This window comes from Brevundimonas sp., from assembly GCF_036732845.1.
GTDB lineage: Bacteria > Pseudomonadota > Alphaproteobacteria > Caulobacterales > Caulobacteraceae > Brevundimonas.
The window spans coordinates 51,463-69,811 of record NZ_DAINBO010000006.1; the positions used below are offsets into that span (position 1 = coordinate 51,463).

Here is an 18,349-nt window from a genome sequence, read left to right on the forward strand (position 1 = left end):
GTTCACGCGGTGCGCCGCGCCCTATTTCAGGAATTCATCGACGGCGCGGGCGAAGACCTCGGGCTGGTCGGCCATGATGAAGTGGCGGCTGTCGTCGATGCGGGCCAGTTTGACGCCCGGCAGGGCGGCGTATTGCGACGACCACATGGCGTCGGCCATGGCCGCCGGGGCGCCGCCGTCGGCGTCCGAGGCGTAAAGGGCGGTCACCGGCGTGGTCATGGCCGCCAGGCCCGGACGGGCGTCGGTGGTCATGACGTCGCGCATGGCGGCGCCCAGGGCGTGACGGTCGGCGGCCAGCGACCACTGCACGATCCGCTCGCGCTCCGCCGGATTGCGCGACATGCCATTGGCCGTCTGCCGCTGCCCGGCCAGGAAGTCCTCGTCCGATGTCGCGGCCAGGCCGGCGGCCATCTGCTCGGCCGCCGGACGAACGGTCTCGACCGTCGCCGTCGGGCCGAACAACGAGCCGAAGAAGGGCAGGCTGTCGACGCTCATCAGACGATCGACCCGCTCGGGATGCTGCTGGGCCAGCAACAGTCCGGTCAGGGCGCCCATGGAATGGCCGATGACGGCGGGGCGGCCCGTGGTCCGTTCGGCGACATAGCGGGCCAGCTCATCCACCACCGGCTGCAGGAAGGCGCCGTCGCCATGGCTCCACGGCTCTCCGGCGAAACCGGCCAACTGCACCAGATGCACACGGTGCGTCGCCTTCAGCCGCTCGGCCTCGGCGCGCCAGACTTCGCGCGACGATCCCAGGCCGGGAATCAGCACCACGTCGGGTCCCGACCCGACCACCTCGACCGACAGCCGGTCAGAGACGAAGGGCGCCTGGGCCTGGGCTTGCGTCGATGTCTCGGCGCGGGCGATGGAGACCGCGCTTCCGGCCGCCAGGGCGACGGCGGAGACCACCAGAAGGGCGCGCAGGGTCGAGCGCCCCGCGTGACGAGCGATGTGCAGCATGATGATGTCCTTGTAAGGTTATCCTGACTTCGCGTCAGGCGTGGGGGTTGTCGAAAATATCTTCCACCGGGCGGCCGAACACCGCGGCGATGCGGTAGGCCAGGTCCAGCGAGGGATCATGTTTCTCAGTCTCCAGGGCGTTGACGGCCTGGCGCGACACGCCCAGTCGGTCGCCCAGATCCTGCTGCGTCCAGCCGTGTTCGGCGCGCAGCACCTTCAGACGGTTCCTCATCAGCGGCTGGTCCGAATGAAGGGGCTGACGATGCCGAACAAGGCCCAGAACAGCGGATAGATCATCCAGGCCGGAACGTGCGGCGCATCACCATAGCTTTCCATGAAGCCCCAGGCGCAGGCGATGGCCATCGCCAGGCCCGAGGCGACGATGAACCGTTTGGCCAGCAGGGCGCGCATGAACTCGTCGCTCTCACCCATCAGGGCCAGGGTGGCCCAGATCTGACCGGCCACCGGCGCAGCCACCACCAGCCCCAGGGCCAGGCCCGCCGTGCGTCCGATGTCGTCGAAGGCGCCGGTTATGGCGGCGGCGTTGATCGCCACATAGCCGCCCATGAAGGCCATGGTGCGCAACAGGTATTTCTTGTGGGCGTTCGTGCCCTTGGCGGAAGCGAGTTCCATGTCGTTCTCCTTGTGTAAGGACAACCTGACACGAACAATATGTCATGTCAACCTGACAAAATGTTGGGCCAGCCTGACACAAGTTCGTCCTTTTGCGAGACCCGCCGCAAGGGCGTAACCTCGCCCCATGCCCGCCGCGCCCCGCATCGCCGCCGCCAGTCTGTTCACGCCCGAACAATGGGCGCCGTTCCAGCGGCGCTCGGCCTGGATCGGGCCGTTGCTGGTGCTGCACTGCTGGGCGGCGATCATCGCAGCAGTCGTGGTCGGCGTGATCTGGCCCTGGCTGATTCCCCTGTCGGTCATGGTGATCGGCACGCGCCAACTGGGCCTGGCGATCCTGATGCATGAGGCGGCGCACGGCGGCCTGTCGCCGAACCGGTCTCTGAACGACGCGCTCGGCCACTGGCTGTGCGCCGTCCCCATCGGCGCCAGCCTGGCCGCCTATCGCCCCTATCATCTGGCGCATCACAAATACGCCCAGCAGGCCCAGGACCCGGACCTGCCCCTGTCGGCGCCCTTCCCCGTCACCCGCGCCTCTCTGCGGCGAAAACTGATCCGCGACCTGACCGGCCAGACCTTCTTCAAGCAAAGGGTGCTGTTCGCGCTGAAGGCCTTCCGCGACGCCCGCGACGAAGACCTGGCCCAGGGCGCGGTGGTCACCGGCCAGTCGGTCGCCCCCTTCCTGCTGGTCAATCTGGGCCTGTTGGCGATCTGCGCCCTGGCGGGCGTCTGGTGGGCCTATTTCGTCCTGTGGCTGCTGCCGATGGCGACCTGGTTCCCCATGGTCACCCGCATCCGCAACATCGCCGAACACGCCTGTGTCGAGGGTTCGGCCGACGACGCCTTCCGCGCCGCGCGCACCACGCGGGCCGGTTGGCTGGCCCGCGCCTTCATCGCCCCCTACTGGGTCAATTTCCACGCCGAGCACCACCTGTTCATGCACGTCCCCTGCTGGCGCCTGCCCGACCTGCACCGCGCGTTGCGCACCCGGCCCGAGAGCGCGCGGATGGAGACGGCGGACGGCTACGCCCAGGTGTTGAAGACGGCGACGGCGCGCGGATGACCATCGCCGATCCGGCGGCCTTCATCGCCGCCAACACCCGTCTGCAAGCCGTGCCGCACGCGCCGGAAATCCAGCTCTGGCTGGCCGACGAGATCACGCCCATCTGGCGTCTGACCGAAGAAGAACTGGGCGAAATGGGTCTGCCGCCGCCGTTCTGGGCCTTCGCCTGGGCGGGCGGCCAGGCCCTGGCGCGCTGGATCCTGGACCACCCTGAGGAAGTCGCGGGCAAGCGGGTGGTCGACTTCGCCTGCGGCTCCGGCCTGGTCGGGATCGCGGCGATGAAGGCGGGCGCCGCCGGCGTGCTGTGCGCCGACATCGACCCCTTCTGCGCCGCCGCCGTCGCGCTGAACGCCGCCGCCAACGGCGTCGATCTGGCCTTCACCGACCGCGACCTGCTGGACGCCCCGCCGCCCCCGGCCGACGTCGTCTGCGCCGGCGACGTCTGTTATGAAAAGCCGATGACCGACCGCGTCCTGGCCTGGCTGGCCCAGGCCAGGGTGCAAGGCGCGCGGGTCCTGATCGGCGATCCGGGCCGCACCTATTTCCCGCGCGACGGCCTGACCTTCCTGGCCGAATACCAGGTGCCGACCACGCGCGAGCTGGAGGACCTGGCGGTCAAGCGGTCGTCGGTCTGGGCCTTGTGACCGTCAGCCCTGGGCCGGCCGCGCGTCGCCGGACTTGATCGGCGCACCGGCGAACTCCTCGGCATAGGCCGGGGCGATCAGCGCGCGGAACACGCTCTGCGGCACCACGATTTCATAGGGACCCTCGGCGTACGGCCCGACCTGATACGGCCCGATCAGGAAGGTCAGCCCCCCCGCCTTGCCCGGAACCGTGCCGGGCGTCAGCACGAACGGCGTGGTCAGCGCGCGCGGGCACGACCACTGCGTCCCGCCCAACGACACCGGCTCGGCGTCCGGCGAGCGTTCTTTCTTGGCGGCGTTGATTGCGGCGCACAGGGCCTGGTCCAGCGCCCGGCTGTCGGCGCCCTTGCGGAACAGGTCGGCGGTGGTGATCTGACGCTTCAGCGCCTTGTCCCACAGCACCCCGGCGAACAGGCTGTTGCCATGGGCGCCGCCGGTGAAGTCGTAGTCCACCCGCTCCAGGCTGAGCAGCTTGCCGGTCTCGGCGGCGGGTTTGAACTCTATGGTCTTCTCATAGGGCGCCATGCCCGGCTCGGTCCCCGCCTCGGTGCGGTCGGCCTGGGCGCCCTCCACGAACTGGCGCAGGTCGCGCACGGCCGCCGCGTACAGGGCCGCGTGCAGGTCCGGCTGGGCCTTCAACGCCGGCGGCAGGCTCAGCTTGACCGAGGCGTAGGGCGTGCCGCTCTCATAGCCCAGGGGCGCGCCCGCCTCGGCCGGGGTCGCCGCGGCGCCGGGCGCGGACGGCGACGCGTCGGGCGCGGCCTTGTCCCGATCACGGTTGCAGGCCGAAAGCGCCAGGGCGGCGACAGAGGCGATCAGGACGAGACGCGAGGCGGACATGGGGCAGGCTCCGGGGTTCGCCCCTAGACTAGCGCCCCCAGGCCGATCGCCGCCAGCAGGATCAGCCCCGCCTCGCGGTTCGATTTGAACAACCGCAGCGCCAGGGCCGGATCATCCGCCCTCAGGCTCCACACCTGCCAGGCCAGGTGCGCCGCATAGGCGATCAGCACGCCGAAGAACCCCGCCCCCAGATCGGCCGACCAGCCCGCGACCGCCGCGAACGCCACGGCCAGGGCGTAGAACACGCCGACCCCGACCTTGACCCGTCCGCCCAGCCGCCGCGCCGAGGATTTCACCCCCACCATGGCGTCGTCCTCGATGTCTTGCAGGGCGTAGATCGTATCGTAGCCCAGGGTCCAGAACACCCCGCCCAGCCACAGCCACAGCCCCGCCCAGACCAGCGGCAGGAACGGTCCCAGCACCGGCGCCAGGACGGCGCTGGACGCGAACCCGCCCGCCGCCGCATAGCCCATCAGCGCGCCCCAGTTGAACGTCAGCCCCAGCCACACCTGCGGCCACCAGGTGATCCGCTTCATGAACGGATAGGCCGCCACCAGCGCCAGCGACCCGACCCCCAACAGGATCGCCGTCAGGTTCAGCGTCAGCAGGATCGCCGACGCCACCAGGCTGCACCCGGCCACGAACCCCCAGGCCCCCTTCACTGAAATCCGGCCCGACGCCACCGGCCGCCCGGCCGTGCGCGCCACCTGACGGTCGATGTCGCGATCGACGATGTCGTTGAAGGCGCATCCCGCCGCCCGCATCAGACACGCCCCGATCGCGAACCCGGCGAACAGCCACGCCTCATACGCCCCCAGCGTGACGCGATAGTGCGCCAGCGCCAGGGCGATCCCCTGCCAGCCGGGCAACAACAGCAGCCAGATCCCGATCGGCCGATCGAACCGCCCCAGCTTCAGCCACGGCTTCAGCCTCTCGGGCGCATGCCGATCCACCCAGTTGCGGCCGGCGTCAGGAAGGGGGGCGGAGGTCATGACGCGCTTCTAGCGGGCGAGGGCGGCGGCTGTCTCCTTTTCCGAATACTTGCACAGGATCGGCAGGTTCAGGGAGGGCAGAAAGGACAGACTGTTTGGATAGGCCGAGTGTCAGACCAAGCGCCGCCAGCACCATATTCTACTGGTCAGCCTCGACCTTCACTTTGGCGCCCAGGAACATAGCCAGGCCATAAAATGCCGTGAACCCAACAACAACGGCCTCGCCCACATCGATCATTCCAGCGGGGTCAATCTTCACGCACCTGAACATAGCCACGATCCAAACGATCAGTGTGAAATCACTCAGGGCGATGGCAAGCTGGCTGACCGAGAAACGAGAACCGCCCCAAAAGCCCTTACTCTGAGGGCGTTCGATCTGGGAAAAGAGCCGCATGCCAAGCGCGTCCTGCTCCAGATTTTCAACCTTTCTTTCCCAGGCTTCCTGCCAATATTTGCTCCCTCGGTTACCGAGCGTCCAGGCGAGGCTGCAAACGACGCCAAAGCAGGCGATGACCAACTTCGCGTAGTGGTCGTCTTTAAAAGCCTCTGACGAATAGGCGACGGCGGCTGCGGCGATAAAACCCCAGAAGAAAAGGGCGCGCTGCCAGAACCGCTCTATTTCGAACTTCCGGGTATCGACGGCGAGTGCAAGCGCACGCTCGACACTCGACGGCTTCTCGCCTCCCAAGCCGAACATCCTCAATCCTCATCCATCTTCAATGCCGCGATGAAGGCTTCCTGCGGGATCTCGACCTTGCCGAATTGCCTCATCCGCTTCTTGCCTTCCTTCTGTTTCTCCAGAAGCTTCTTCTTGCGGGTGGCGTCGCCGCCGTAGCATTTGGACGTCACGTCCTTGCGCAGGGCGCGCACGGTTTCGCGGGCTATGATCTTGCCGCCGATGGCTGCCTGGATCGGGATCTGGAACAGGTGCGGCGGGATCAGCTCCTTCATCTTCTCGACCATGCCCCGGCCGCGCGTCTCGGCGCGGCTGCGGTGGACCAGCATCGACAGGGCGTCCACCGGCTCGGCGTTGACCAGGATGTTCATCTTGACCAGGTCGCCGGGGCGATAGTCGGCCAGTTCATAGTCGAAGCTGGCGTAGCCCTTCGAGATCGACTTCAGCCGGTCGTAGAAGTCGAACACCACCTCGTTCAGCGGCAGGTCGTAAACGACCATGGCGCGCGTCCCGACCCAGGTCAGCTCCTTTTGCTCGCCGCGGCGGTCCTGGCACAGTTTGATGACCCCGCCGAGATATTCCTCGGGCGTCAGGATCGTGGCCTTGATCCAGGGTTCGCGGATCTCGATGATCTGCATCACGTCGGGCAGGTCGGCCGGATTGTGCAGGTCGATGTGGGAGCCGTCGCGCAGTTCGATCTTATAGACCACCGAGGGGGCGGTCGCGATCAGGTCCAGGTTGAACTCGCGGCTGAGGCGCTCCTGGATGATCTCCAGGTGCAGCAGGCCCAGGAAGCCGCAGCGGAAGCCGAAGCCCAGGGCGGCGCTGGACTCCATCTCATAGGTGAAGCTGGCGTCGTTCAGGCGCAGGCGGGCGATGGCGGCGCGCAGGTCCTCGAAATCGGCCGCGTCGACCGGGAACAGGCCGCAGAACACCACCGACTGCACCTCCTTGAAGCCTTTCAGCGGCTCGGCGGTGGGGCGTTTCTCTTCGGTGATGGTGTCGCCGACGGCGGCGTGGGCGACCTCCTTGATCTGGGCGGTGATGAAGCCGACCTCGCCCGGTCCCAGGCTTTCGACCGGGGTGTTCTTGGGCAGGAAGACGCCGACCCGGTCGACCAGATGGGTCGAGCCGTTCTGCATGAATTTCACCCGCTGACCGGCCTTCAGCACGCCGTCGAACACCCGCACCAGCAGCACCACCCCCAGATAGGGGTCGTACCAGGCGTCGACCAGCATGGCCTTCAGCGGCGCGGCCGGGTCGCCCTTGGGGGCGGGAAGCCGGGTGACGATGGCCTCCAGCACGTCTTCGATGCCGATGCCGGACTTGGCGCTGCACATCACCGCGTCCGAGGCGTCCAGGCCGATGACCTCTTCGATCTGGGCCTTGACCCGCTCCGGCTCGGCCGCCGGCAGGTCGATCTTGTTCAGGACGGGGACGATTTCATGATTATTATCAATCGCTTGATAGACGTTCGCCAGGGTCTGAGCCTCGACCCCCTGTGAGGCGTCGACCACCAGCAGCGAGCCTTCGCACGCCGCCAACGACCGGCTGACCTCATAGGCGAAGTCGACGTGGCCGGGCGTGTCCATCAGGTTCAGGACATAGGTCTGGCCGTCCTTGGCCTTGTAGTTCAGGCGTACGGTCTGCGCCTTGATCGTGATGCCTCGTTCTTTCTCAATGTCCATATTATCAAGGACTTGAGCCGACATTTCGCGCGCGCTGAGACCGCCGGTGATCTGAATCAAGCGGTCTGACAGCGTCGACTTGCCGTGGTCAATGTGGGCGACCACAGAAAAATTTCGGATGCGTTCGATGGGAGGCGTGGACATGGCGCGCGCCTAGCACGGCGCAAAGAAAATCGCCAATGCGACGCCCGCGCGTCTTGCGGAACACGCCCCTTTCAATATCTCACCCGAACGTCGCTTTGTCGGTTTGAGAACGAGTCGCGAACAGGCATAAGAAAAGCGTTGGATTTCGGGCGCCCGCGACCGGGCGTCCGCCGTCGCCGGTCCTCCTCGGCGACGGATGCACAGGGGATGAACTGACGTGGCGATTACGACCCGAACGACGGCCCGCGCGGGTCTGGCGCTGGCGGCTGTCATGGCGCTGGCGGCCTGCGGCGGCGACAAGAAGGACGAGAAGGCCCAGACGCCGTCGCGTCAGACGGTGACGGCCGCGACCGTGGCCCTGGTCAATCTGCCGCGCGTCGTGACCGCCTCGGGCACCGTTTCGGCCTGGGAAGAGGTGCCGGTGGCCGCCGAAACCGGCGGGCTTCAGGCCGTCGGCGTCTATGTCGATGAAGGCGCCGTCGTCCGTCAGGGCCAGATCCTGGTCAAGCTGAACGACAGCCTGCTCAGCGCTCAGTTGCGCCAGCAGGACGCCTCCGTCGTCGCCGCCGAGGCCAACGCCGCGCGCGAGGACGCCGAACTGGCCCGCGCCCACGAACTGAAGGCGCGCGGCTTCCTGTCCCAGGCCTCGCTGGACATGGCCGTGGCCGAGCAGCGGTCGGCCGGAGCGCAACTGGTCTCGGCCCGCGCCGCGCGCGCCGAGACGGCGACCCGCCTGGACCAGACCAATCTGCGCGCACCCGTCGCCGGCCGCATCATCAGCCGCAGCGTCACCCGCGGCCAGATCGTCCAGGCGGGGACCGAATTGTTCCGCATGGTCCGTGAAGGCCGGCTGGAGCTGGACGCTCAGACGCCCGAGACCGAACTGGCCCTGATCCGTCCCGGCCAGACCGCCGTCATCACCTCCGACCAGGCCGGAACGACCACCGGACGCGTCCGCATCGTGACGCCCGAGGTGGACCCCCAGACCCGTCTCGGCGTCGCCCGCATCTCGCTGGGTTCGGGCGACGGTCTGCGCTCCGGCATGTTCGCCCGCGCCGACATCGACGTCGGCGACCAGCCGATGCTGACCGTGCCCTCGGCCTCGATCGTGTTCCGCGAGGGACGGTCGGGCGTCTATGTCATCGGCCAGAACGGCGCCGTGCGCTTCACCCCCGTCGCCACCGGCGCACGGTCGGGCGACGTCGTCGCCGTGCGCGAAGGCCTGCAGGCGGGCCAGCAGGTGGTGGTCCAGGGCGCGGGCTTCCTGGGCGAAGGCGACCTGGTGGCCATCGGCCGTCCCGTAGCGGCCGCCGCGCGCCCCGCCGCCGCGACCAAATAGGGCCGGGCCATGAATTTCAACAACATCTCATCCTGGTCGATTCGGAACCCGATTCCGATCATCCTGATGTTCATCATCCTGACCCTGGCGGGGGTGCTCAGCTATTTCCGCCTGCCGGTGAACAACTTCCCCAACGTCGACCTGCCCGTGGTGGCGGTGACGGTGGTTCAGTCGGGCGCCGCGCCGACCGAGCTGGAGACCCAGGTCACCCGGCTGGTCGAGGACGCGGTCGCCGGTCTGGGCGAGGTTCAGGACATCAATTCGGTGGTCAGCGATTCCGCCTCGACCACCTCGATCACCTTCCAACTCGGCGTCGATCTGGAGAAGGCGACCAACGACGTCCGCAACGCCATCGCCGGCATCCGCCAGAACCTGCCCGCCGACGTGCAGGAGCCGATCGTCCAGCGGATCGAATTCACCCAGATGCCGATCGCCACCTATGTGGTCCGCGCGCCTGGCATGAACCCCGAAGAGCTGAGCTGGTTCGTCGACAACACCGTCGCCAAACGCCTGCTGTCGGTGAACGGCGTCAGCCAGGTCAGCCGCGACGGCGGCGTCAACCGCGAGATCCGCATCAAGCTGGACCCCGCGCGCCTGGCCGCCCAGGGCGTCTCGGCCGCCGCCGTGTCGAACCAGTTGCGCGCCTCCAACATCAATCTGCCCGGCGGACGCGGCGAGATCGGCGGCGAGGAGCAGGCCATCCGCACCATGGGTTCGGCCGCCTCGGTCGAACAGTTGCGCGAGACCCTGATCCCGGTCGGCGGCCGCACCGTGCGGCTGGGCGACCTGGGCGAGGTGGTGGACCAGTGGTCCGAGCCGCGCGGCCGCGCCCGCTACAACGGTGAAGAGGTCGTCGGCTTCAGCGTCAGCCGCTCCAAGGGGTCGTCCGAGCTGGACGTCTATGAGACGACCAAGGCCGAGATCGCGCGCCTGGACCAGGAAATGGACGGCGTCACCATCGAGGAGGTCAGCAACACCACCTCGGACGTGATCAACAATTTCCACGCCTCGGTCGAAGCCTTGCTGCTGGGCGCGGGGCTGGCGATCGCCGTGGTCTTCGTCTTCCTGCGGGACTGGCGGGCGACCCTGATCGCGGCCATCGCCATGCCTTTGTCGCTGATCCCGACCTTCTGGATCATGGACATGTGGGGCCAGTCGCTGAACGTGGTGACCCTGCTGGCGCTGTCGTTGACCATCGGCATCCTGGTCGATGACGCCATCGTCGAGATCGAGAACATCGTCAGACACATACGCGACGGCAAGGCGCCCTATCCGGCGGCCATCGAGGCGGCCGACGAGATCGGCCTGGCCGTCATGGCCACGACCGCGACCCTGCTGGCCGTGTTCGCTCCGACCGGCTTCATGCCCGGCGTGGTCGGCCAGTTCTTCAAGAGCTTCGCCATCGCCGCCTGCGTCAGCGTCTTCTTCTCCCTGATCGTGGCCCGAACCCTGACCCCGTTGATGGGCGCCTATATGCTCCGGCGCAACCAGGGCAAGGAGCATGCGGACCCGGCCTGGATGCGCGGCTATCTGCGCATGGTGAACTGGGTGCTGAACGACTTCCGCGGCGACCAGGGCGGCAAGCGGCGGCCGCTGGGCCGTCGTCTGTTGCAGCGGCGTAAGGATCACCGCCTGTGGGTCATGGGGGGCGGCACCCTGTTCCTGGCCGGCTCCTTCGTGCTGGCGGCCATGCTGCCGTTCGAATTCATTCCGGCGGAGGACGTGTCCCGCTCCAACATCGCCGTCCAGCTTCCGCCCGGTTCGACCCTGGCCGAGACGGACGCCGTGTCCCAGCAGGTCAGCCGCATCCTGTCAGAACGATCCGAGGTGAAGTCCGTTTACGCCTCGGTCGGCTCCGCCACCGTCAGCTTCGGTCCCGGCGGCGGCGGTTCGGCCGGAGAGGTGCGTCGCGCCAACATCACCGTCAATCTGGTCAAGCGCGGCGAGCGCAAGCTGCGCCAGCAGGCGTTCGAGCAGGAGATGGGACCGGTCCTGCGCGCCATCCCCGGCGCCCGGGTCCAGTTCGGTCAGGACGGGTCCGGCAACCAGGTCTCCATCCAACTGGTCGGCGACGACCCGGCCCAATTGGCCCAGGCGGCCTCGGCCGTCGAACGCCAGATGCGCGAGATCCCCGGCCTGGCCAACGTGATCTCGTCCGCCGCCCTGGTGCGGCCCGAGATCCTGATCACGCCCAAGCCCGACATCGCCGCGCTTCAAGGCGTGGCCACTTCGGACATCAGCTCCGTGGCCCGCGTGGCCACCCTGGGCGACGCCGATCAACTGCTGCCGAAATTCAATCTCGGCGACCGGCAGATCCCGATCCGCATCATGCTGCGCGAAGAGGCGCGCAGCGACCTGGCCGTCATGGAGACGCTGAAGGTGCCGACGGCGTCCGGCGCGGCCGTGCCGCTGAACGCCGTGGCCGACATCACCTTCGGCGCCGGGCCGAACCAGATCGACCGCCTGGACCGCAAGCGGGTCGCCACCCTGACCGCCGAATTGAACGGCATCACCCTGGGCCAGGCGTCCCAGCGGGTGAACGAGCTGCCCGCCATGCGCGGCCTGCCCGCCGGCGTCACTCAGGCGGTGTCCGGCGAGCTGGAGAACCTGCAAGAGACGGCGACCGGCTTCATGTTCGCCATCATCACCGGCATTCTGTTGATGTACGCCGTGCTGGTGCTGCTGTTCCGCAGCTTCTTCCACCCGATCACCATCCTGGCCGCCCTGCCCGTCTCGTTCGGCGGGGCCTTCTTCCTGCTGCTGGTCACCGGCAAGTCGCTGTCGATGCCGGCGCTGATCGGCATCATCATGCTGACCGGCATCGCGGCCAAGAACTCCATCCTGCTGGTCGACTACGCCATCATCGCCATGAAACAGGGCATGACCCGGCGCGAGGCGATCATCGACGCCGCGCACAAGCGGGCGCGACCGATCATCATGACCACCCTGGCGATGGGCCTGGGCATGTTGCCGATCGCCATGGCCTTCGGCGAAGGCACCGAGTTCCGCAGCCCCATGGCCGTCGCCGTGATCGGCGGCCTAATCACCTCCACGGCCCTGTCGCTGCTGTTCATCCCGGCGGCCTTCAGCCTGATCGACGGCGTCAAGACGCGGCTGGAGCAGGTGCTGGGCCGCAAACTCCGCCACGCCCACGACACCGGCGAACAACCGGCGGAATAGCGGCCGGCGCCACGTCCGATCACAGAAAGGGTCCCGGTTCGCGCCGGGACCCTTTTTCATGGTCGGTGCGGCGCCGCTGTTCGCGACCGCGGGGGATGAACGAGGCCAGGCGGATTGCGGCCTGTCGCCTGCCCCCGGTCCCTTCGCCCAATGCGACAGGCCGTGCCCGCGACGGGTGCTGGCGCCCCTCGCCCACCGCCTCCTCGGCGACCGCTGGGGTCCAGACCCTAGGTTCGCCCCTGGAATGCACCGGGGACCTGACGCCGGGGTGAGCCACGCAGGCATTCCGCTCCGCCCTCAACGGGGAAACACCCGGCCAAACAAAAACCGGCCGGGGCGAACCCCGGCCGGTCTCGTCAGCCCCCTTTGTAGGGAACGATCAGTGCTTGAAGCGCAGGGTGAAGCCGTAGGTGCGCGGCTGGCCCAGGAAGGCGGCGTAGGTCTGGCTGTCCAGCGACGGGTTGTAGTAGCTGCCCTGATAGGGACCCGGCGCGGTGTTCAGCGGGCCGTTGAAGGCCGACCCTTGCAGGAAGCCGTTGAAGGCCACCTGGACGTAGTCTTCGTCGGTCAGGTTCTGACCCCACAGGTCCAGCGTCCAGCGGTCGTCAGCGGCGCCGATCGAGATGCGGCCGTTCACCGTGGTGAAGGCGTCCTGCATCTTGAAGGGCAGCAGGTCCGAGCCGGTGTTGTACTCGGTCATGTATTTGGCCGACAGGGCGAAGCCGGCGCGAAGGCCCCCGCCGATTTCGCGGTCGAAGTTGATCGAGGCGGTGCCCGACCATTCCGGCGCGAAGGACGAGCGGTTGCCCGGCAGCAGCGACAGTTGGTTGAAGTTGGCCGGGTTGAACAGGTCCGCAGCGGTGAACTTGCCGTATTTGGCGTCGGTGTAGGTCACGCCGCCCGCGAAGCTCAGGCCCTCGATCGGGGTGAACCACATGAAGTCGGCGTCGACGCCGCGAGCGGTCAGCTCGGGGATCGATTCCACCACGAAGGCGGTGCCCAGGAAGGTGTTCAGTTGGAAGTCGCTGAACGTCTGGTCGAAGTAGGTGGCGTTCAACAGCACAGTGCGGTCAAACAGGGTGGTCTTGATGCCCGCCTCATAGCTGTCGGCGATTTCCGACGGGAAGTAGAGCGAGGCGTTCGGAGTCACGCCCGACTGCACCCGGTCCATGTTGAAGCCGAAGCTCTTGTAGCCGCGAGCGTACGACGCATAGACCATGATGGAGTCGTTCAGGCGGTAGCTGGCCTTGACCGTCCCCGAGACTTCGCTGTCGTTGACCTCTTCCGAGCGCGCGCGGTTGGCGTAGAAGGGGTTCGACCAGGGCAGGCACAGACGACCCAGGATGGCCGGAGCGTTGGTGGCGCCGACGGCTCCGACGATGGCCCCTTGGTTGGCCAGGCCGGCGGCGCAGGTCAGGCCGTTTGTGCCGACGTTGGTCTGCAGCGAGTCCAGGCGCTTGCTGTCATAGGTGTAGCGAAGGCCGACCGTGATGTCGAAGGCGTCGGTCAGGTGGAAGGTGTTGTTGGTGAACAGAGCGACCGATTCCGAGGCCTGGGCGTAGTTGTCGCGCAGGCTCTGGCCGGCGGCGAACGACGGCCCGCCGCCCATGATGGCGCCGCCGGTGCCCAGGCACTGCTGCAGCCCCAGGGTCGTCTGGGCCGTGCGGGTGAAGCAGGGGATGATCGACGGGCTGATCGGAATAGCGCCGGCCGTGGCGGCGTTCAGGGAGGCCGACAGTTGGTACGACAGCACCGGCGCATAGGCGGCGCCGAAGTAGAAGCTGTCGCGGCGGGTCACGTTCTCGCGGTTGGCGAAGACGCCGACCAGCCAGTCGAGACGGTCATTGGCGCCGGCCAGGCGGAATTCCTGGGTCAGGCTGTCCAACGACGAGCGGAACTCGCCGTCCTGGTTGCGATAGGCGATGTCGGCGCTGGTGAAGTCCAGGTCCATGCCGTTGGTCGTCGACCAGTCGCGGAACGAGGTGACCGAGGTCAGGGTCGAGCCGCCGAACCAGTCGACGTCGATATTGGCTTCGGCCGAGATGCCGCGGTCGATGATCTCTTGGCCCGTGTCGCGGTTCGAGAAGGCCTGACGCGAGAACGGCAGGGCGCCGTTGCCCGGGGCCGGCGGACGCTGGCCAGTGCCGGTGGCCGCACCGTCGATGAACGGATAGGTCGGGCCGGTGCGGACCTGCACGGCGGCGCAGCAGTATTCGGTGCGGCGCGTATAGTCGGCGATCACCCGGATCGAGGCGGCGTCGTTCGGCAGGAACAGCAGTTGGCCGCGCAGGGTGTAGAATTCCTGGTTGGCGTCGTCCGTGAGGGTGCGCGGACCGGCGCCGACATCGACGTCATAGAAGCCGTTACGCTCGCGCCGGGCGGCGTACAGGCGCATGGCGATTTCGTCGGTGATCGGGCCGGTGACCGAACCCGACAGACCCCAGGCGTCATAGTTGCCGGCGGTCGCTTCCAGGTTCCAGCTCGGCGTGAAGGACGGGGCCTCGGTGATGATGTTGATGACGCCGGCCGAGGTGTTCTTGCCGAACAGGGTGCCTTGCGGACCCTTCAGCACCTCGATGCGGGCCATTTCGCCCAGGTCGCCGAAGCCGACGCCGTTGCGCGAGCGATAGACGCCGTCGACCACCACGCCGACCGAGCTTTCCAGGCCGGGGTTGTCGCCGACGGTGCCGACGCCGCGGATGCGGGCGGTGGTCGAAGCCTCGGTGGTGGTCGAGGTCACGGTCATGCCCGGGGTCAGGATCGTCAGATCCTTGATGTCCTTGACGCCGGCGTCTTGCAGGACTTCCTGCGACAGGCTGGTGACCACGATCGGCACGTCCTGAAGGCTCTGTTCGCGCTTCTGGGCGGTGACGATGATGTCGTCGACCGTCGTCGGCCCGTCCTGGGCGGCGGCGGCCCCGGCGAAACCGAAGGCGACCGCGCCGACGACGGCGGCGGAAACGGTGCAACGTAGAAGATTGGCGCGACGCATGGACGGCTCTCCCGGCTCTCGATGGCTCGGCCGCCGGAAGGACGACCGAGACGTTCCTGATCCCTGTCCCCGCCCTTCTGTGGAGCGAGGATTCTCGAACCCTATGGGTACCGCGACCCCGAGTCCCTGCCAAGGAGCGGCGAAGCTTCCCGCGTCCAATTGTCCTTACCGTCGCCTCGACTGTGACACGAAAGCGACAAAAACCGATGACGCTAGGTCAATATTCGACCCTTTAAGCCGCTAAACCGGCTCGGTTTCGGCGATTTCCTTGCCCGACTTGCGTCCAGCCAGGGCCAGAACCAGGGCGCCCCACAGCACCGACATCAGCGACCCGCCGATGACGCCCAGCTTGACCTCGATCTGCTGCGGCGAATCCACGGCGCCGGGGAAGGCCAGGGCGCCGATGAACAGGCTCATGGTGAAGCCGACGCCGCACAGCACGGCCACGCCGTACACCTGCATCCAACTGGCCCCGGTCGGCCGCTTGCCGATCTTCAGCGCCGTCGCCAGCCAGGCCAGGCCCAACACCCCCGCCTGCTTGCCCAGGAACAGGCCCAGGGCGATGCCGATCACCAGCGGCGCGAAGGCCTGATCCAGCGACAGGCCGGCGAACGACACCCCCGCCTTGGCGAAGGCGAACAGCGGCAGGACCAGGAAGGCGACCCAGGGATGCAGATCGTGCATCGCCTCCCGCAACGGACTCTGGCGGTCCTCGGCGCGGGCGCGGATCGGCACGATGGCGGCGAAGGCCACCGCGCTCAGCGACGTCGACAGCCCCGCCTCGACCGTCAGCCACCAGACCGCCGCGAACCCCAGCACCCAGAACGGCGCCGGAACCTTGCGGAACCGGGCCAGCACCCCGCCCACGGTCAACAGGATGACCACCATCAGCAGCGGCTGCCACGACACCCCCTGGCTGAACAGCAGGGCGATCAGGGCGATGGCCCCCAGGTCGTCGACGATGGCCAGGGTCAGCAGAAAGACCCTCAGCGAGGTCGGCAGGTCCCGTCCGACCAGGGCGAAGACGGCCAGGGCGAAGGCGATGTCGGTGGCCAGCGGAACGGGCCACCCCTGGTGCGGCCCGCCCAGCGGCGTCGTCACCGCCAGATAGACCAGGGCCGGGGCGATCATGCCGCCCAGGGCCGCCAGAACCGGCGTCGCCAGCTTCTTGGGATCGCTCAGCTCGCCGCGCAGGATCTCGTATTTGATCTCCAGGCCGACGACCAGGAAGAAGACCGCCATCAGGCCTTCCTTGATCCATTCCGACACCGACATCGTCAGGGTCAGCGGCCCGAGCTGCAACAGATGCTCGCTCTTCAGCCAGGCGAAATAACCGCCCGCCATCGGCGAATTGGCGACGATCAGGGCCAGAAGGGCGGCCAGGCCCAGCACGGCGCCGGAACCGGCTTCGGTCTTCAGGAAATCCAGGGTGATCTTGCGCGCCACGGCGGCCTCCACAAAGCGATGGGACTGTCGTGACGCCCGGTTATCGACGGACGTCGGGACCGGGTTCGCCTGTCGGCGCCGGCCTGACCGCTGGCGCGGCCCGATCTCTGGGCGCGACCATACGGATGCGGCCTCGCCGTTCAAGGGCGACGGATCACGGTTGCGTCAGAGCGCGCCAGGCCGCATCTGCGGCCCATGCCCGTTTCCCCCGCCTATCGCCCCGAACCCCGCTTCTTCGATCTGGGCGACGAATTCGGCGACGCCGTGCGCGCGGCCGACTTTCCCCAGACCGTCCTGCGCCGCCGCAACGACCGCGCCGCCGCCACGGTCGGGCTGGAGACCCTGAGCGACGCTGAATGGATCGCCCATTTCGGCCGCTTCCAGCCCTTGCCCGGCCAGCCGCAGCCGAGGGCCATGCGCTATCACGGCCACCAGTTCCGCACCTATAACCCCGACCTGGGCGACGGACGGGGGTTTCTGTTCGCCCAGATGCGCGAGCGCCCTCAAGCCGAGAGCGATAGGGCAAGCCGCAATGGCCGATTGCTCGACCTGGGCACAAAGGGGTCCGGCCAGACCCCCTGGTCACGCACGGCCGACGGACGGCTGACGCTGAAGGGCGGAGTGCGCGAGGTGCTGGCCGCCGAAATGCTGGAGACGCTGAACGTGCCCACCAGCCGCGCCTTCAGCCTGATCGAGACCGGCGAGGCGCTGGAGCGCGGCGACGAGCCGTCGCCGACCCGTTCGGCCGTTCTGGTGCGGCTGTCGCACAGCCACATCCGCTTCGGGACCTTCCAGCGCGCCGCCTATTTCGAGCGCACGGACCAGATCGAGAGCCTGATCGAGCACGTCCGGTCGCTGTATCACCCCGCCGTCGCGCCCGGCGACGCGCCTGGCCTTTTGGCGGCGGTGGTGGCGGCCAACGCCCGGCTGACCGCGCGCTGGATCGCGGCGGGCTTCGTGCACGGCGTGCTGAACACCGACAATCTGAACGTCACGGGCGAGAGCTTCGACTACGGCCCGTGGCGTTTCCTGCCGCACTATGAACCGGGCTTCACCGCCGCCTATTTCGACCAGTTCGGCCTCTACGCCTTTGCGCGCCAGCCCGAGGCGGTGTTCTGGAACCTGACCCAGTTCGCCGGCTGTCTGAAGCCGGTCGCCGAGGCGGCGGCCTTGACCGAGGCCCTGAACGGTTTCGGCCCGGCCTATATCACCGAACTGCGCGCCGCCTTCCTGGCCCGGCTGGGCGTCCGAAGCCTGGGCGAGGCCGCCGACCAGCGCCTGCTGGACACGGCCCTGGCCCTGCTGCGTCAAGGCCGCGAGGCTGTGCGGTGGGAGCCGCTGTTCTTCGACTGGTTCGCCGGCTTCGCCTCGTCCGAGCGCGCCCTGCGCGGGCCGCGCCGGGCCGTCTATCAGGGCGAGGCGTTCGACGCCTTCCGCTTCGCCCTGTTCGAGCACGAGCCGGATCGGCCCGAGCGGCTGGAGCACGCCATGTTCGCCGCCGCCGAACCGGAAGAGATGCGCATCGACGAGGTCGAGGCGATCTGGGCCGCCATCGACGCGAACGACGACTGGGCGCCCCTGCACGCCAAACTGGCCCGGCTGGAGAGCGCCCGCGACGCCTGGGCGTGGCCCGACGGCAACGGTCAGTAACCGACAGGCGATCCGGCCGCCCAAATCGCGCATTTTCAGCGCTCACGGCCACGTTTCGGCCGCGGCGTTAACGGGATAAGCATCACGCTTGGTTACGGTCAC

Annotated in this window: 14 protein-coding genes; 5 read left to right on the forward strand and 9 right to left on the reverse strand. The window is 67.9% G+C overall.

Translation table 11 applies throughout. The features are described from left to right. Window positions 1-21 precede the first annotated feature (21 nt). The 3 genes from V7D63_RS03690 to V7D63_RS03700 are packed head-to-tail and all read right to left on the reverse strand — an operon-like array spanning window position 22 to window position 1,593. The gene (locus tag V7D63_RS03690; protein ID WP_333590902.1) at window positions 22-960 is read right to left on the reverse strand and encodes an alpha/beta fold hydrolase; all 939 of its coding nucleotides are present in this window, start codon (window positions 958-960) and stop codon (window positions 22-24) included. Between the two features lie 34 nt (window positions 961-994). Then, complete coding sequence (locus V7D63_RS03695) at window positions 995-1,192, reverse strand: helix-turn-helix transcriptional regulator (protein WP_333590903.1); 198 nt, start codon at window positions 1,190-1,192, stop codon at window positions 995-997. Then, on the reverse strand, window positions 1,192-1,593 hold the full coding sequence (locus V7D63_RS03700) for a hypothetical protein (RefSeq protein WP_333590904.1): 402 nt from the start codon (window positions 1,591-1,593) through the stop codon (window positions 1,192-1,194). The genes V7D63_RS03695 and V7D63_RS03700 overlap by 1 nt, the downstream gene beginning before the upstream one ends. A gap of 127 nt (window positions 1,594-1,720) precedes the next feature. Between V7D63_RS03700 and V7D63_RS03705 the strand changes: the two genes are divergently transcribed. Both V7D63_RS03705 and V7D63_RS03710 read left to right on the forward strand, forming a co-directional pair. Then, complete coding sequence (locus V7D63_RS03705; protein WP_333590905.1) at window positions 1,721-2,656, forward strand: fatty acid desaturase family protein; 936 nt, start codon at window positions 1,721-1,723, stop codon at window positions 2,654-2,656. Further along, window positions 2,653-3,300 (forward strand): class I SAM-dependent methyltransferase, encoded by a 648-nt coding sequence (locus V7D63_RS03710; RefSeq protein WP_333590906.1) that lies wholly within the window; start codon window positions 2,653-2,655, stop codon window positions 3,298-3,300. Before V7D63_RS03705 ends, V7D63_RS03710 begins: the two co-directional genes overlap by 4 nt. A gap of 3 nt (window positions 3,301-3,303) precedes the next feature. Here the strand turns inward: V7D63_RS03710 and V7D63_RS03715 are convergent, their stop codons facing one another. The 4 genes from V7D63_RS03715 to lepA form a co-directional block, all read right to left on the reverse strand. Further along, a complete protein-coding gene (locus tag V7D63_RS03715; RefSeq protein ID WP_333590907.1) occupies window positions 3,304-4,140 on the reverse strand; it encodes a DUF3298 and DUF4163 domain-containing protein in 837 nt (278 codons plus the stop codon). Between the two features lie 23 nt (window positions 4,141-4,163). Beyond that, entirely contained in the window at window positions 4,164-5,132 is a 969-nt protein-coding gene (gene ubiA / locus V7D63_RS03720) for a 4-hydroxybenzoate octaprenyltransferase (RefSeq protein WP_333590908.1), read from the reverse strand. 139 nt (window positions 5,133-5,271) lie between these two features. Continuing rightward, the gene (locus V7D63_RS03725; protein WP_333590909.1) at window positions 5,272-5,829 is read right to left on the reverse strand and encodes a RipA family octameric membrane protein; all 558 of its coding nucleotides are present in this window, start codon (window positions 5,827-5,829) and stop codon (window positions 5,272-5,274) included. Window positions 5,830-5,831: 2 nt separating this feature from the next. Beyond that, window positions 5,832-7,640: a translation elongation factor 4 gene (gene lepA / locus V7D63_RS03730; RefSeq protein WP_333590910.1), complete on the reverse strand. Its 1,809-nt coding sequence runs from the start codon at window positions 7,638-7,640 to the stop codon at window positions 5,832-5,834. Window positions 7,641-7,857: 217 nt separating this feature from the next. On the opposite strand from lepA, the gene V7D63_RS03735 reads away from it, so the two are divergent. Beyond that, window positions 7,858-8,979: an efflux RND transporter periplasmic adaptor subunit gene (locus V7D63_RS03735; RefSeq protein WP_333590911.1), complete on the forward strand. Its 1,122-nt coding sequence runs from the start codon at window positions 7,858-7,860 to the stop codon at window positions 8,977-8,979. A gap of 9 nt (window positions 8,980-8,988) precedes the next feature. Then, window positions 8,989-12,159 carry an efflux RND transporter permease subunit gene (locus V7D63_RS03740; protein WP_333590912.1) on the forward strand — a complete coding sequence of 1,057 codons (3,171 nt, stop codon included), beginning with the start codon at window positions 8,989-8,991 and terminating at the stop codon, window positions 12,157-12,159. Window positions 12,160-12,538: 379 nt separating this feature from the next. Here V7D63_RS03740 and V7D63_RS03745 read toward each other — a convergent pair whose 3' ends face one another. Together V7D63_RS03745 and nhaA are read right to left on the reverse strand one after the other, a co-directional pair. Then, window positions 12,539-15,151 (reverse strand): TonB-dependent receptor, encoded by a 2,613-nt coding sequence (locus tag V7D63_RS03745; RefSeq protein ID WP_333590913.1) that lies wholly within the window; start codon window positions 15,149-15,151, stop codon window positions 12,539-12,541. Between the two features lie 240 nt (window positions 15,152-15,391). After that, entirely contained in the window at window positions 15,392-16,597 is a 1,206-nt protein-coding gene (nhaA, locus tag V7D63_RS03750; RefSeq protein WP_333590914.1) for a Na+/H+ antiporter NhaA, read from the reverse strand. A 195-nt stretch (window positions 16,598-16,792) separates the two neighbouring features. Here nhaA and V7D63_RS03755 point away from each other — a divergent pair, with 195 nt between their 5' ends. Next, entirely contained in the window at window positions 16,793-18,247 is a 1,455-nt protein-coding gene (locus V7D63_RS03755; protein WP_333590915.1) for a protein adenylyltransferase SelO family protein, read from the forward strand. The last annotated feature ends 102 nt before the right edge of the window (window positions 18,248-18,349 follow it).